An 11,899-nucleotide genomic window follows, 5' to 3' on the forward strand; every position below is an offset into this window, starting at 1 on the left:
TTCATTTTAAGCGCTCGCTCATTGGTCGAGGCCGGGTCACCAAAAACACCGCCACCGCCGCGAGCACCGCCCAGATCAAAAGCTTGAGCCACAACATCGAAATCAATACGCCGACCCACACCGCGCCCACGGCCATGGCGGCCACCGCCATGATCTTGGCTCGCCTTGAGATGGCGCGCTCGTCTTCCCATTGTCGGATGTGTGGCCCGGCGAACCGGTGGTTTCGGATCCAGTCGGCAAAGCGGGTCGAGCCCTTGGACGCACAAAAGACCGCCAGCAGCATGAACGGCGCGGTCGGCATGATCGGAAGCACCACGCCGATCACGCCGAGGGCGAAGCTCACGCCTGCAAGCGCAACCCACAGTCGCCGCATCCACATGGTTCTGTCCTCGTTCTCAGCATGAAAAACGCCCGCCCCCCTTGGCGGGGGCAGGCGTTAAGACCACGGGTCGAGCGTGTCGTTCCGCTCAGACCATTTCAGTGGCCTCAAGCTGGATGGCCACACCAGCCTCCACCGCGCGGTTGACCGCCGAGAGCGCGGCTTTGAGCGAGGCGGTCACCGTGTCGCCGTCTTCGGCCATGCCGGCAAAGCGCTGACCGTTGACGTTCAACTGAACAAAGGCCACTGCGACGGCGTCGCTGCCTTCGCCGAGGGCGTGTTCGCTGTAATCGACCACATTGACGCTGACACCGGAGCTTCGCTGGAACGCGTCCATGAACGCCGACATCGCACCATTACCCTCACCCTGAATCGAGATGACGCTCGATTGACCGTCGCCATGCACGTTCAGTCGTGCGCTGAGGCTTTCGGCGTCTTCACGGTCGACCCGGTAGCCGGTAAGCTCGAACGGCGAGCACTGGATAAAGGTCGATTCCAGCACCTTGCGGATCGAGTCACTCGAGAGCTCGCCAACCACCTTTTCGCTTTCCTGCTGCACATGAGGCGCCAGTTCAAGCGTCATCCAGCGCGGCATGCTGATGCCATGGTCACGCTCGAGCAGAAACGCCATGCCGCCCTTGCCGGACTGCGAGTTGACGCGGATCACGGCCTGATAATCGCGGCCCAGATCGTGCGGGTCGAGCGGCAGGTAGGCCACCTGCCACGGCTCATCCGGGCGCTGTTTCTTGAGGCACTTGCTGATCGCGTCCTGGTGACTGCCCGAGAACGCGGTATAGACCAGCTCGCCCACCCAGGGGTGGCGCGGATGCACCGGCAGCTGGGTGCACTCGGTATAGACCTGGATGATCTCATCGGGGTTGGACAGATCCAGCTCCGGATCGACGCCCTGGCTGTAGAGGTTAAGGCCAAGCGTGACGATGTCCATGTTGCCGGTACGCTCACCGTTGCCCAAAAGCGTGCCCTCGACGCGGTCGGCGCCCGCCATCAAACCAAGCTCGGCGGCCGCCGCTGCACCACCGCGGTCATTGTGCGTGTGCAGCGAAATCAGCGCACAGTCACGGTTTTTCATGTGGGTAATGAAGTATTCGATCTGATCAGCAAAGTGATTGACCGGGCCGATCTCGACGGTCGCCGGCAGGTTCAGAATGCACGGGCGCTCGGGAGTGGGCTGCCATACGTCCATTACCGCTTCACAGATGGCGACCGAGAAGTCGACCTCGGTGCTGGTAAAGCTTTCCGGTGAGTATTGAAAACGCCAATCGACGTCGGGATAGCGTTCGGCGTAGGCCTTCACCCAGGTTGCGCCCTGAACCGCAATCTCGGTGATGCCGGCCTGATCCTTTTCGAACACGCGTTCGCGCTGGGCGACAGACGTTGAATTATAGACGTGCACGATGGCGCGCTTGACGCCTTCCAGCGCCTTGTAGGTCTTTTCGATCAGATGCTCCCGGGCCTGGGTCAGCACCTGAATGTAGACGTCATCGGGAATCTGGTTTTCCTCGATCAACCAGCGCACGAAATCGTAATCTGGCTGGCTGGCGGCGGGAAAACCGACCTCGATTTCCTTGAACCCGACCTTGACCAGAAGCGCCCACAGCGCTTTTTTCTGTTCGACACTCATCGGCTCGAGCAGTGCCTGGTTGCCATCGCGTAGGTCGACGCTTGTCCAGAGCGGCGCCTTGGTGATCTGCCGGTCCGGCCATTGACGGTTCTTGAGACCGACCGGAGCGACGGGCTGATATTTGCGATGATCGAACGAGGGAGCGGATGGTGCATTCATGGTCAATGCCTTTTGAAGGGTCTGGGTAAAAACCGGCTCCGAGCCCGAAGGCTCGGATCGCGTCGCTGCCGTGAATTGGCAGCACCTCGGACAGGATACGTCCTTGTCGGCTGGAACGCAGCGTCGGGTAGACGGTGCGTCTGCGGCGAAGGCCGCGACTCGCTTGTGACGATGGATACAAGTCTAGGCCATCGATGCGCTTATTTGATTGCGAATTTAATGGCCACAGGCGAGCATGCTGGCATATAAAGCCACTTAATTGTCATTAGATAACAGGAAATTGCGCACTATGACTCCAGAGCTTCCCGTCGCCCTTGACCGCTTTGATCGACAGATTCTGAGCGAGTTGCAAACCAACGGCCGCATCAGCAACCAGGAGCTTGCCGACCGCATCGGGCTCTCGCCCTCGCCGTGTCTCAGGCGCGTACGCGCGCTCGAGGCGGCCGGCTTTATCGAAGGGTATCGGGCGATGGTCGATGCCAAACGGCTGGGCTATGGCATGACCGTGATCCTGCACATTGCGATGGACAAGCACACCGATGAGCGCTTTGCCAATTTCGAGCGTGCGATTCGAGCCATTCCGAACGTGCTGGAATGCTTGATCATTACCGGCCAATCGGCGGATTTTCAACTCAAGCTCTTGGTGCAGGATATGGAGGAGTATGAAGCGCTGCTGCTCAAGACGATCAATCGCATCGAGGGCGTGACCGCCTCGCACACCAGTTTCGTGCTGAGAAAGGTTTTCGATCGCAATATCGTGCCCACCGCACCGCGGTGAGCACGCCAGGTCGTATCGACTTAAGCCGATACGACCTAGTTCTGAACCGACAGGACGGCGCCGCCATCGACGCGGACGTTGCTGCCATTGATGTAGGAGGCGCGCTCGGAGACCAGAAAGGCAATGGTACTCGCCACTTCCTGCGCCTTGCCGCGGCGTTTTTGCACGATGCCGGGGCGCTCTTCTTCCAGAAAGCTTTCGATCGCCTCCTCGACGCTCACATCAAGTTCCTCGGCGCGCTTTTCCATCATGCCATCGGTCATTGGCGATTCAACAAAGGCCGGCGACACGGTATTGCACAGGACGCCGTGCGCGGCTTCATCGTAGGAGAGGTTCTTGATGAACGCCGACAGCGCCGCCTTGGAGGCGTTATACACCGCCTCTTCCCAATACGGCTGTACGGCGTTTTCTGACGAGATGCAGATGAATCGGCCCCAGTTATTGCGTCGAAGCTCCGGCATGGCGGCGCGCGCGAGACGCACAGACGACATGAAATTGATGGTCCAGCAGGTCTCGTAATCCTCATCCTTGAGCTCAAGCGGGTGCCCTTTCGCCCCGGTTACACCGGCGGTATGCACCACGATGTCGAGCTGACCGAAGCGGTCAGTGGCGGTCTTGACCAGCGCATCGAGCGCGGCAGGGTCGGTCACATCGGTTGCCACGCACAAAGGATCACCCTTGAGCGCGCGTGCGTCGCGCTCGAGCGCGTCGATTTCGAGGTCCGAAAGCACCAACGTCACCCCTTCTTCGGCCAGAATGCGCGCGGTTTCAAAACCGATGCCGTTGGCGGCGCCGGTAATCAAGGCCACCTTGCCTGTCAGTCCCAGATCCATGGGAAACACTCCTAGAGTTATGTTTGAACCGATCAAGCATAGTGCAGATTCCCACGTGACACAGAGCAATGACACAGGGCAATCCACCTCATGCGTCAACGCCCATAGACCGCTAAGATAGGCTCGAGACAAGAGGACACTCAATGACGCACACACGCTACGACGTTGCCATCATCGGCGGCGGCATGACCGGCGCTGCGCTCGCTCAGGCACTCGCCGACACCGACCTTACGATCGCCCTGATCGAGCCGGCGCCCCCGGCCGCCTTCGACCCGGCCGCCGCACCCGATCTTCGAATTTCAAGCCTCAACCAATCGAGCTGCACATTTCTTGAGCGCCTTGGGGTGCTCGAGGCCATCAAGGCCAAGCGCGCCCACCCGTTCGTTCGGCTATCGGTGTGGGAAGAGCTCGAGGGAGAGCGTCTCGCGCGGCGTCGGTGGAATCAGGCCACCTTTGATGCGCGCGACATTCAGCACGATCAGCTTGGCTATATGGTGGAAAACCGCGTGATTCAGCGGACGCTCTGGGACGCGCTCGAACATCGCTCGAATGTCGGCATTCACGCTCCGGCTCGCCTCGAGACGCTCACGCTCGACCCCGACGGCGTTCGCATTACACTGAATGACGGCACCCATTTCGAGGCCTCGCTGGTCGTTGGCGCCGAAGGCGCACGCTCGAGCGTACGTACGGCGGCCAATATCGAGGTCGACACCCGGCCTTACGGTCACAAGGCCATGATCGTGAACGTCCTGCTCGATGCGCCGCCGCTCGACATTACCTGGCAGGCCTTTACGCCGAGCGGGCCCCACGCCCTGCTGCCGCTGTTCAAGGCCGATGAGCACGGCCATCAGAGCTACGCCTCACTGGTGTGGTACGACGCGCCCGAGCGAATCGATACGCTGTCAGCGCTGTCGATGGATGCACTCAAGGCGGAATTGGAAACGACCTTCCCGGGCGAATTGCCCGCGGTAAACCAGGTGCTGGGCTGCGGCAGCTTTCCGCTGGTGCGCCAGCACGCCACCCGCTACGTGCAGGACCGGGTAGCCCTGATCGGCGACGCCGCACACGTCATCAACCCGCTGGCAGGCCAGGGGGTCAATCTGGGCTTTCAGGACGTCGAGGCGTTGAGCGCGCTGATTCACTCCGCGCACAGCGCCGGCAAGCCCTATTGGGCGCAGCACGTCTTGAATGAGTACGCCTTGAAACGTCAGTTCGCCAACCGGGTGATGATGTCGGCCATGGATGTGTTCTACCACGGCTTCAAGCATCAGGCGCTGCCGCTCAAACTGCTGCGCAATGCAGGGCTTGCTCTGGCCGAACGGGCAGGCCCCGGCAAGCGTAAGGTCATGGCCTACGCGATGGGGCTCAGTCGTCCTTAAGCGGGCGGTGGCGGCAGGCGGCGCTTGGTACGGGTCGACTCAATAGAAAGAGCGCAACAGCTGCAAGAATGCCCACGCACAGCCAGAACGACCAGTGCAGGCCGATGTGCCAATAAAGTAGCGACAGCGATAGCACCATACTGATGACGGCCACCACCTTGGCCGTCGTCGGCACCGCTCGTTCCTCTTCCCAGGCACGAATCAACGGCCCCGCCAGCCGGTTGCGTCGAATCCAGCGCTCGAAGCGTTTCGAACCGCGAGAGGCACAGATCACCGCCAGCAGGAAAAAATCGGTTGCCGGCAACAGCGGCATCACGATGCCGACCACGCCAATGGCAAAACACAGTGCCGCAAGAACAATCCAGCAGACCCGTGGCAACCCCCAGCGTCGTGCCCCGGGCGGGTGCGTTTGTGGCGTATTCCCTCCGGACATGCCCTCTCCCATATCAAGAACAAGAATTATTATTGAATAATCCCCAACCAAATGGAATGCATGGCATCACCAGGTTTCATTGGCGGCGCACCTGAAACAATAAGTACCCTAGCCGTTCTACCTGGTTGACTGAATGGATCGCCACAATGGCTTATTGGGTTGTTTTTACGTTACTGGCCGCGTCCTCTCAGGCCCTGCGCAACGCGTTTCAAAAGCGCCTGAGTGCGCATGTCGATGCCTATGGCGTCACCCTGGCCCGTTTTCTTTGGGCCTGGCCGCTGGCGGCGGCGTATCTGGGCGTGCTGTATCTGATCGCGCCGGCACCGCTGCCGACGTTATCGATGGCACTTGGCGCCTACGTCCTTGGTGGCGCACTCAGTCAGATCGTGGCCACGGTCTTGATGATTACGCTGTTCAAGGAGCGAAGTTTCGCCATTGGCGTCGGTCTTGCACGCAGTGAGGCCCTGCTGGCGGCAATTTTGGGTGTGCTGGTCTTCGGGGCGACGCTTTCCATGCTCGGCTGGGCCGGCGTAGTGATCGGGGCCGTCGCGGTCTGGGTCATGAAAGGCCCCTCTCAGGTCGGAGTCCCGAGCGCTCGAACGGTCGCACTTGGCCTTTCAAGTGGGCTGTTCTTCGCCTTTACAACGCTTGCGGTGCGTCAGGCCACGCTCACACTGGATGCGCTGCCGTTCACCCACGCAGCAGCCTGGGTGCTTTTGGCCTCAATCGTGATTCAGGCAACGCTTTTGAGTCTCTGGCTTGGGGTAAAACGACCGGACACGTTCATGGCGCTGATACGCTCGCCCAAAGTGAGCCTGCCGATCAGTATCGCCAGCTGCATCGGCTCGCTTGGCTGGTTCACGGCCGTCAGCCTTCAAACGGTGGCGCTGGTCAAGACACTGGGCCAGGTCGAGGTCTTTTTCACGCTGCTGCTGGCGCGTCACTATTTGAAAGAGCCGTTCACGCGGCGTGATATTGCCGGACTCTCATTGATCTCGCTCGCCGCGGTGCTGGTGCTCTGGGCCTAGGGGGGTCAGGGGCGTCAGCGGCTTGCTCATTTTCCATGCCGCGCAGCCATCGCTGTAATAGTCATCGAGCCAGGCCGTTCGCTCAAAACCAAGCCGTGCGTAGAGCGTGAGTGCGGCGTCGTTGTCGACGCGCACCTCGAGCACCAGCCGCTCAAGACCAAGTTCAAGGGCCTTGTCTTCGAGAAAGTCGACTAAGTCCTCGCCAAGACCGGCACCTCGAGCCGAGGGATGCACACACAGGGAATAGATGCGCCCGAGCCGCTCACGGGCGCGCACAAGAAGCGTTGCATAGCCCGTGAGGTGGCTATTTTGCTCGACGACGCCGGTCACAGCCTTTGCATGGCGGATCAGATAGCTGATCTGGCGGCGGTTGAAACGATCGGCGCCCGGACTGAAACAGGCCTGCTCGAGCGCCCAGAGCGCATCGACGTCATGAGGCGTCGCCGCTCGTAGTTGACCGGTCATGATAGAGCGTTCCTCGCGTTCGAAAAGGCCAAGTCTCGCCTGCGCCGAAGCGCCTGAAAAGCTGCGGATTCATGAAATTATTTCACGCACGCTCTGTTGTGTTTCAGGCACCGCTCTCGCACTCTTGCCCTGTTTTCTCTTATTGAACGCCAAGGAGTTCACATGTCCCGTCTTCGCATCGTGGTGGATCGACTCAGTGATTGGCGCCCGTTCTACCCAAGCGACGACGTGATTAGCGCCGATGAATTTCTGGCAGAAACCGCCGACGCTCAGAGCGCGGCGCGGGCAACCCACATCATCAATCTGTGCAACGACCTGAGCTACCTGGGGACCGGCTACTACGTGTCGCTTTTGGCCCAGGCGCGGAACCAGCGCGTACAGCCAAGCGTCGACACTCTGAGCCAGCTCGAGCGCACGGAGCTGATGGCGCTGCGCCTCGATGGCCTGCAACGTTGGATGGACAAGCTCGCCCGCCAGACAGAACTCGGCGAAACTCTGTCCCTAAAGCTCTTTTTCGGCCAGAGCGATCTGGAGGCGCTGGCCCCGCTCGGGCGGCGTTTGTTCGAGCACCTGCCGTGCCCGCTCATGCATGTGGAACTCGCCTACCATCACGGCCGTTGGCAGCTCGAGACACTCACGCCGCTGTCGCTTGACTCACTGTCGCAAGAGGATGAAGAGCGCTTCGCCTCGGCGCTCAACCGTCACTCGAAGCAGGTATGGCGAACGCCCGCCGCGCGCAAGCGCTACCGGTTCGATCTCGCCATTTTGATCGACCCTCAGGAAGCGCTGCCGCCCAGCAACAAGAGCGCGCTGAAGGCGTTCATTCGCGCCGGGCGCAAGCTCGGCATCGATGTCAGCCTGATTACCCACCGCGACGAAGGGCGCCTTGCCGAGTTCGACGGTTTGTTTATTCGGGAAACGACCCGCATCGATCATCACACCTATCGGATGGCCAAGCGCGCCGAGCATGAAGGGTTGGTCGCGATCGACGACTCGGACTCCATTCTTCGCTGCACCAACAAGATCTATCTGCACGCGCTGCTCAACGAACGCCACGTACCGGCGCCGGGCGGGCACATCCTGTCGCGCAACGACAAAAGCATCAAGGCGCTTGCAGAGACGCTGAGCTACCCGCAGGTTCTGAAAGTGCCGGACGGCGCGTTTTCAAAAGGCGTCAGCAAGGTCCGTTCGCCCGACGAGCTTCTCGAACAGGCCGAGCGGCTGTTCAAGGATTCGGCGCTGTTGCTTTTGCAGGAATGGATGCCGACCGACTACGACTGGCGGGTCGGCATTCTCGACGGCGAAGTGCTGTTCGTGAGCCGTTACTACATGGCCCGTGGCCACTGGCAAATCTATGACCACTCAAGCGGGCGCACGCGAAGCGGCGGGTTCGAGACCATCGACCCGGTCGATGCGCCAACGGCGGTGCTCTCTGCCGCGCTAAAGGCCGCGCGCCTGATCGGACGCGGCCTGTATGGCGTGGACCTGAAACAACAGGGCGAGCGCGTGGTGGTGATCGAGGTCAACGATAACCCCAACCTCGATGCCGGCATCGAGGACGTGGTTCTGGGCCCGGCGCTCTACGAACGGGTGATGCAGGTCTTTTTGAATCGGATGCTGGCCCGGCGCTAACGCCTGGCCAGTTACATGAACAGGTCGCCGGTCTCGGCGACCGCAGTGCCCTCTGGCTCGATACGAACGTTTACCTCGTAGCCGCCGAACTTTCGAACGTTCAGTACGCCGCTATCGAGCAGCAGATACTGCCCCTTGATGCCCTCGAGCCGGCCGTCCACGACCGCGTGTTTATCAAGGTTCCAGGTGGTGACCTTGGCCGGATAGCGTTCGATCGGAAAGGAAAGCGTCACCACCGGCTCGTCGACCAGCGTAATTGCCTCCGGCCCGACGAAGGCCTTGAGCGCTTCGAGCTTCTCGGCGAGCTGTTCGAATAGCTCATCTCGAAGCGCCGGCAGATCGACCGGCGCCGGTGCGCCCTTGAGCATTTTCTGCCAGTTCGTCCGATCACTGATGCGCTCGCGCAGAAGCGCTTCGACAAAGCCTGCCTGCTGACGCGTGGCGACCCGGGCAATGATCAGTGCCTGGCTCGCGCCCTGATCGATCCAGCGTGTCGGAATCTGAGAGGGTTTGGTGATGCCGACCTTGGCACCGGAGGCGTTGGCCAGATACACCACGTGCGGTGCAAAACAGTGCGTCTCGCCCCACTCCGGCTCGCGGCAGGTGCCTAAGTGGTAATGGCAGGTTTCAGGTTTAACGATACAGAGATCACACCGGGCAAGACCCTTGAAGCAGGGGTAACAAAAGCCCTGGGCAAAGCTTTTTTTGGTGGCGCGCCCGCAGTGCAGACAGAAGATACGCCCGGTCGGCTCGATGCGAACACGGGCGCCAAGCGCGTTATCAAGCTCGAGGTGCTGCTCGCCCACGCGAAGCGCGTAGTGCGCAGGCTCGGTCGCCGCCGCAGTCGGCATCTTGGACAGCACACCACACGCGGCGACGGGATTTTCCATGCTCAATTCACCCACGTGATGTTGTCATCGTCGCTCTTTTTCTTGTTCGAGCGATCAATAAAGCCGATGCGCGAGGCCTCGGGTATGTCGTGAGTGTGCTCGTAGTGGATGACTGCCTCCATGCAAAGGGCAACCTGATCCTTGCTGAGTCGCGTACCGTCCGGCCATTTGCCCAGCTCGATCGCGCTCTTGAAACGCTGATAAAGCTCAGGCGTCAGCTGCGCGGCTATCTTGTCAAACGTCATGTCACTCATCGTCTTCTCCGCGTTTATCAGTGGGCTTACGGGCAAGAAGCGTTAGTTTACCGATAATGAGGCCGGCAAACAGCCCACCCAGATGCGCTTCGTTGGCAACGTTTGGAAAGCCGATCGCACCGGCAAGGGGGGTCATGCACAGCACCATCCACCCCACCATGAAGAGCACCAGAGCCGTTGGAACCTCGAACCGGGAATCGGGCACGCGCGACCAAAGCCAGACATACCCCATCAGTGCATAGATCACGCCGGACATGCCGCCGAACAGCAGCGTGCCGGTCATGTACTGCGCAAGGTTTGCAAATACGCCCGAGGCGACGACGAGTGCGAGAAAGCGCAGCCGGCCCTGATACTCCTCGACCTGACGGCCGAAGTACCAAAGCCAGACCATATTGAATACCAGGTGCATCCAGCCAAAATGTAAAAACACCGGCGAAAGCAGCCGCCAGAACTGCCCGGTCGCAAACGCCTGCGACAGCGTACCGGCCTCGAGGCCCTGTGAGGTCAACGTCATTGGAACGATGGTGAAGGCCGTGATGAACTCAACGCTTGCCACGCTCATCATCACATAGATCATCGCACAGAGGGCGATGGTCAGTGCGGTGAACGCCGCGCGCCGGAGCGCCTGACGGGCACTGTTACTGGCGGGTAGATCAGAGCGCGTTTCGGCGTCATGCTCGTCGAGTGTCAGCGCCTGGCCGCTTCGAAAGCGCTCAGTGAGCGCAACGGCGTCATCAAGACGCGCCTCGTCCATCAGAAAGATCAGTTGCTGATCCTGCTCTTCGCGGTAGTGGTGATTGATGCGGTGCGCCCAGAGCGCCTGTCTGAGCGGTGAAATATCGATGTGCTCAGGAAACTGAAGTACCTTGGCCATAAACCCTATCCATTCGTTCAAGCCTTGAATGAGCCGGTCGTGCGATGGCCCAGGCGGTTATTGCGTCCATAAAAAAAGAAGTCCGGTGGGTAGGCCACCGGACAAGAGCAAGGGATCATTCAAGGGAACACCTACTCTGATGCCGGCATGTTCCGGAAGTTCCTCGCTCTAGTGAAATTCTCGCGATTTTTTTTCAGCGTCTCGCTCCGAGAGCACCTTGAGCCAGACGAATCGGTTCGCATCGAGGCGCTGTTCGCCATCGAATCGATAGGCTACCAACCGCCCGTACTTCACTGCACTGTAGTCAAGACAGGCGACGTTCGGGGCCGGCAGGGCCGGAATGCCCTCACACCAATAGTGCCCGATAAAGAGCGGTCGGCGTGTCGGAGCGTAGTAGGCAAGCGAGCACCGCTCCCGATCTGAAAGCGGCCGCGCGTCAAGTTCCGGAGGCAGATGATCGGGCTGAAAGACCACATCGCCATAGGTTTCAGGGTCGGGCGTCCAGAAATTGGCGCGAAAAGATCGACGGGCGAATCCATCGCTCGAGCGAATCTGAAGCCCGTCGGGCAGCACAACATTAGCGCCTCGAGTCAGCCGGTCCAGAACCCGGTACTCGACGCTGTCGCTTTCGGCAGTACGGTTCAAGAAGGCGCGATCAATGCGCCCGTCGGGGTGCGTTTCAAGAAACCGTCGAATCAACGGCTCGTCCCAGCAGGCGTGCACCACACGAAGCGTTGGAAGCTCAAGACACAGCGGCAGTGTCATGAACCAGTCGAGGTAGCTCTGCCACTGCGCGTCACGGCCTTCGAACTGCGCAAGCGTCTCTTGAATGACCCGGGTGCTTCTGGGGGTATGGGGCCGCAGCCAGCCGCCGCCCGTGGGGCTTGGCGAGCAGTAACTGAGCGCGTGATATTCGTGATTGCCCATCACGATCAAGGCGCTGCCGGCATCCACCATTCGCTTGGCAATGTCGAGCGCCAGTGGCACGCGAGGGCCCCGGTCGATCAGATCCCCAAGAAAGATGACCCGTCGACTCGGGTGGCGGTAGACCCCATCGTCGCATCGCGTATAGCCTAGGCGCTCCAGCAGTACCGCAAGTGTTGCGCCACAGCCATGAACATCGCCGATCAGATCGAACGCATCCTCGCTCATG

At 60.5% G+C, this 11,899-nt stretch carries 13 protein-coding genes; 4 read left to right on the forward strand and 9 right to left on the reverse strand.

Translation table 11 applies throughout. The features are described from left to right. Position 1: 1 nt before the first annotated feature. A complete protein-coding gene (locus NAT23_RS03135) occupies positions 2–379 on the reverse strand; it encodes a YbaN family protein (protein WP_251925439.1) in 378 nt (125 codons plus the stop codon). An 88-nt stretch (positions 380–467) separates the two neighbouring features. Beyond that, complete coding sequence (gene leuA, locus NAT23_RS03140) at positions 468–2,180, reverse strand: 2-isopropylmalate synthase (RefSeq protein ID WP_251925441.1); 1,713 nt, start codon at positions 2,178–2,180, stop codon at positions 468–470. Positions 2,181–2,469: 289 nt separating this feature from the next. Here leuA and NAT23_RS03145 point away from each other — a divergent pair, with 289 nt between their 5' ends. Next, positions 2,470–2,958 carry an Lrp/AsnC family transcriptional regulator gene (locus NAT23_RS03145; RefSeq protein WP_251925443.1) on the forward strand — a complete coding sequence of 163 codons (489 nt, stop codon included), beginning with the start codon at positions 2,470–2,472 and terminating at the stop codon, positions 2,956–2,958. Positions 2,959–2,993: 35 nt separating this feature from the next. On the opposite strand, the gene NAT23_RS03150 is transcribed toward NAT23_RS03145, so the two are convergent. Next, positions 2,994–3,791 carry an SDR family NAD(P)-dependent oxidoreductase gene (locus NAT23_RS03150; RefSeq protein WP_251925445.1) on the reverse strand — a complete coding sequence of 266 codons (798 nt, stop codon included), beginning with the start codon at positions 3,789–3,791 and terminating at the stop codon, positions 2,994–2,996. 143 nt (positions 3,792–3,934) lie between these two features. On the opposite strand from NAT23_RS03150, the gene NAT23_RS03155 reads away from it, so the two are divergent. After that, positions 3,935–5,170 carry an FAD-dependent monooxygenase gene (locus NAT23_RS03155; protein WP_251925446.1) on the forward strand — a complete coding sequence of 412 codons (1,236 nt, stop codon included), beginning with the start codon at positions 3,935–3,937 and terminating at the stop codon, positions 5,168–5,170. Here NAT23_RS03155 and NAT23_RS03160 read toward each other — a convergent pair. Continuing rightward, positions 5,157–5,603, reverse strand: coding sequence for a YbaN family protein (locus tag NAT23_RS03160; RefSeq protein ID WP_251925448.1), 447 nt, complete (start codon positions 5,601–5,603; stop codon positions 5,157–5,159). The two genes, NAT23_RS03155 and NAT23_RS03160, sit on opposite strands and share 14 nt — an antisense overlap. A gap of 146 nt (positions 5,604–5,749) precedes the next feature. On the opposite strand from NAT23_RS03160, the gene NAT23_RS03165 reads away from it, so the two are divergent. After that, positions 5,750–6,631 (forward strand): DMT family transporter, encoded by an 882-nt coding sequence (locus NAT23_RS03165; protein ID WP_251925451.1) that lies wholly within the window; start codon positions 5,750–5,752, stop codon positions 6,629–6,631. On the opposite strand, the gene NAT23_RS03170 is transcribed toward NAT23_RS03165, so the two are convergent. Then, complete coding sequence (locus NAT23_RS03170; RefSeq protein WP_251925453.1) at positions 6,590–7,096, reverse strand: GNAT family N-acetyltransferase; 507 nt, start codon at positions 7,094–7,096, stop codon at positions 6,590–6,592. The genes NAT23_RS03165 and NAT23_RS03170 overlap by 42 nt on opposite strands. Positions 7,097–7,258: 162 nt before the next feature. Here NAT23_RS03170 and NAT23_RS03175 point away from each other — a divergent pair, with 162 nt between their 5' ends. Next, on the forward strand, positions 7,259–8,728 hold the full coding sequence (locus tag NAT23_RS03175) for a RimK family ATP-grasp domain-containing protein (RefSeq protein ID WP_251925456.1): 1,470 nt from the start codon (positions 7,259–7,261) through the stop codon (positions 8,726–8,728). 11 nt (positions 8,729–8,739) lie between these two features. On the opposite strand, the gene NAT23_RS03180 is transcribed toward NAT23_RS03175, so the two are convergent. From NAT23_RS03180 to NAT23_RS03195, 4 genes are all read right to left on the reverse strand, one after another. Continuing rightward, complete coding sequence (locus tag NAT23_RS03180; RefSeq protein ID WP_251925458.1) at positions 8,740–9,618, reverse strand: DUF2797 domain-containing protein; 879 nt, start codon at positions 9,616–9,618, stop codon at positions 8,740–8,742. A 2-nt stretch (positions 9,619–9,620) separates the two neighbouring features. After that, positions 9,621–9,872: a YeaC family protein gene (locus NAT23_RS03185; RefSeq protein ID WP_251925460.1), complete on the reverse strand. Its 252-nt coding sequence runs from the start codon at positions 9,870–9,872 to the stop codon at positions 9,621–9,623. Continuing rightward, entirely contained in the window at positions 9,865–10,746 is an 882-nt protein-coding gene (locus tag NAT23_RS03190; protein ID WP_251925462.1) for a rhomboid family intramembrane serine protease, read from the reverse strand. The genes NAT23_RS03185 and NAT23_RS03190 overlap by 8 nt, the downstream gene beginning before the upstream one ends. A 168-nt stretch (positions 10,747–10,914) precedes the next feature. Next, entirely contained in the window at positions 10,915–11,898 is a 984-nt protein-coding gene (locus NAT23_RS03195) for a metallophosphoesterase (protein ID WP_251925465.1), read from the reverse strand. Between the last annotated feature and the right edge of the window lies 1 nt (position 11,899).

Source organism: Larsenimonas salina, from assembly GCF_023736155.1.
In the GTDB taxonomy this organism is placed as follows: Bacteria; Pseudomonadota; Gammaproteobacteria; order Pseudomonadales; family Halomonadaceae; genus Larsenimonas; species Larsenimonas salina.

What these genes read in the sequence shown, in the direction of transcription:
- NAT23_RS03135 (WP_251925439.1), bottom strand. Translation starts at nt 379, where the DNA reads ATGTGGATGCGGCGACTGTGGGTTGCGCTTGCAGGCGTGAGCTTCGCC.
- leuA (WP_251925441.1), bottom strand. Translation starts at nt 2,180, where the DNA reads ATGAATGCACCATCCGCTCCCTCGTTCGATCATCGCAAATATCAGCCC.
- NAT23_RS03145 (WP_251925443.1), top strand. Translation starts at nt 2,470, where the DNA reads ATGACTCCAGAGCTTCCCGTCGCCCTTGACCGCTTTGATCGACAGATT.
- NAT23_RS03150 (WP_251925445.1), bottom strand. Translation starts at nt 3,791, where the DNA reads ATGGATCTGGGACTGACAGGCAAGGTGGCCTTGATTACCGGCGCCGCC.
- NAT23_RS03155 (WP_251925446.1), top strand. Translation starts at nt 3,935, where the DNA reads ATGACGCACACACGCTACGACGTTGCCATCATCGGCGGCGGCATGACC.
- NAT23_RS03160 (WP_251925448.1), bottom strand. Translation starts at nt 5,603, where the DNA reads ATGTCCGGAGGGAATACGCCACAAACGCACCCGCCCGGGGCACGACGC.
- NAT23_RS03165 (WP_251925451.1), top strand. Translation starts at nt 5,750, where the DNA reads ATGGCTTATTGGGTTGTTTTTACGTTACTGGCCGCGTCCTCTCAGGCC.
- NAT23_RS03170 (WP_251925453.1), bottom strand. Translation starts at nt 7,096, where the DNA reads ATGACCGGTCAACTACGAGCGGCGACGCCTCATGACGTCGATGCGCTC.
- NAT23_RS03175 (WP_251925456.1), top strand. Translation starts at nt 7,259, where the DNA reads ATGTCCCGTCTTCGCATCGTGGTGGATCGACTCAGTGATTGGCGCCCG.
- NAT23_RS03180 (WP_251925458.1), bottom strand. Translation starts at nt 9,618, where the DNA reads ATGGAAAATCCCGTCGCCGCGTGTGGTGTGCTGTCCAAGATGCCGACT.
- NAT23_RS03185 (WP_251925460.1), bottom strand. Translation starts at nt 9,872, where the DNA reads ATGAGTGACATGACGTTTGACAAGATAGCCGCGCAGCTGACGCCTGAG.
- NAT23_RS03190 (WP_251925462.1), bottom strand. Translation starts at nt 10,746, where the DNA reads ATGGCCAAGGTACTTCAGTTTCCTGAGCACATCGATATTTCACCGCTC.
- NAT23_RS03195 (WP_251925465.1), bottom strand. Translation starts at nt 11,898, where the DNA reads ATGAGCGAGGATGCGTTCGATCTGATCGGCGATGTTCATGGCTGTGGC.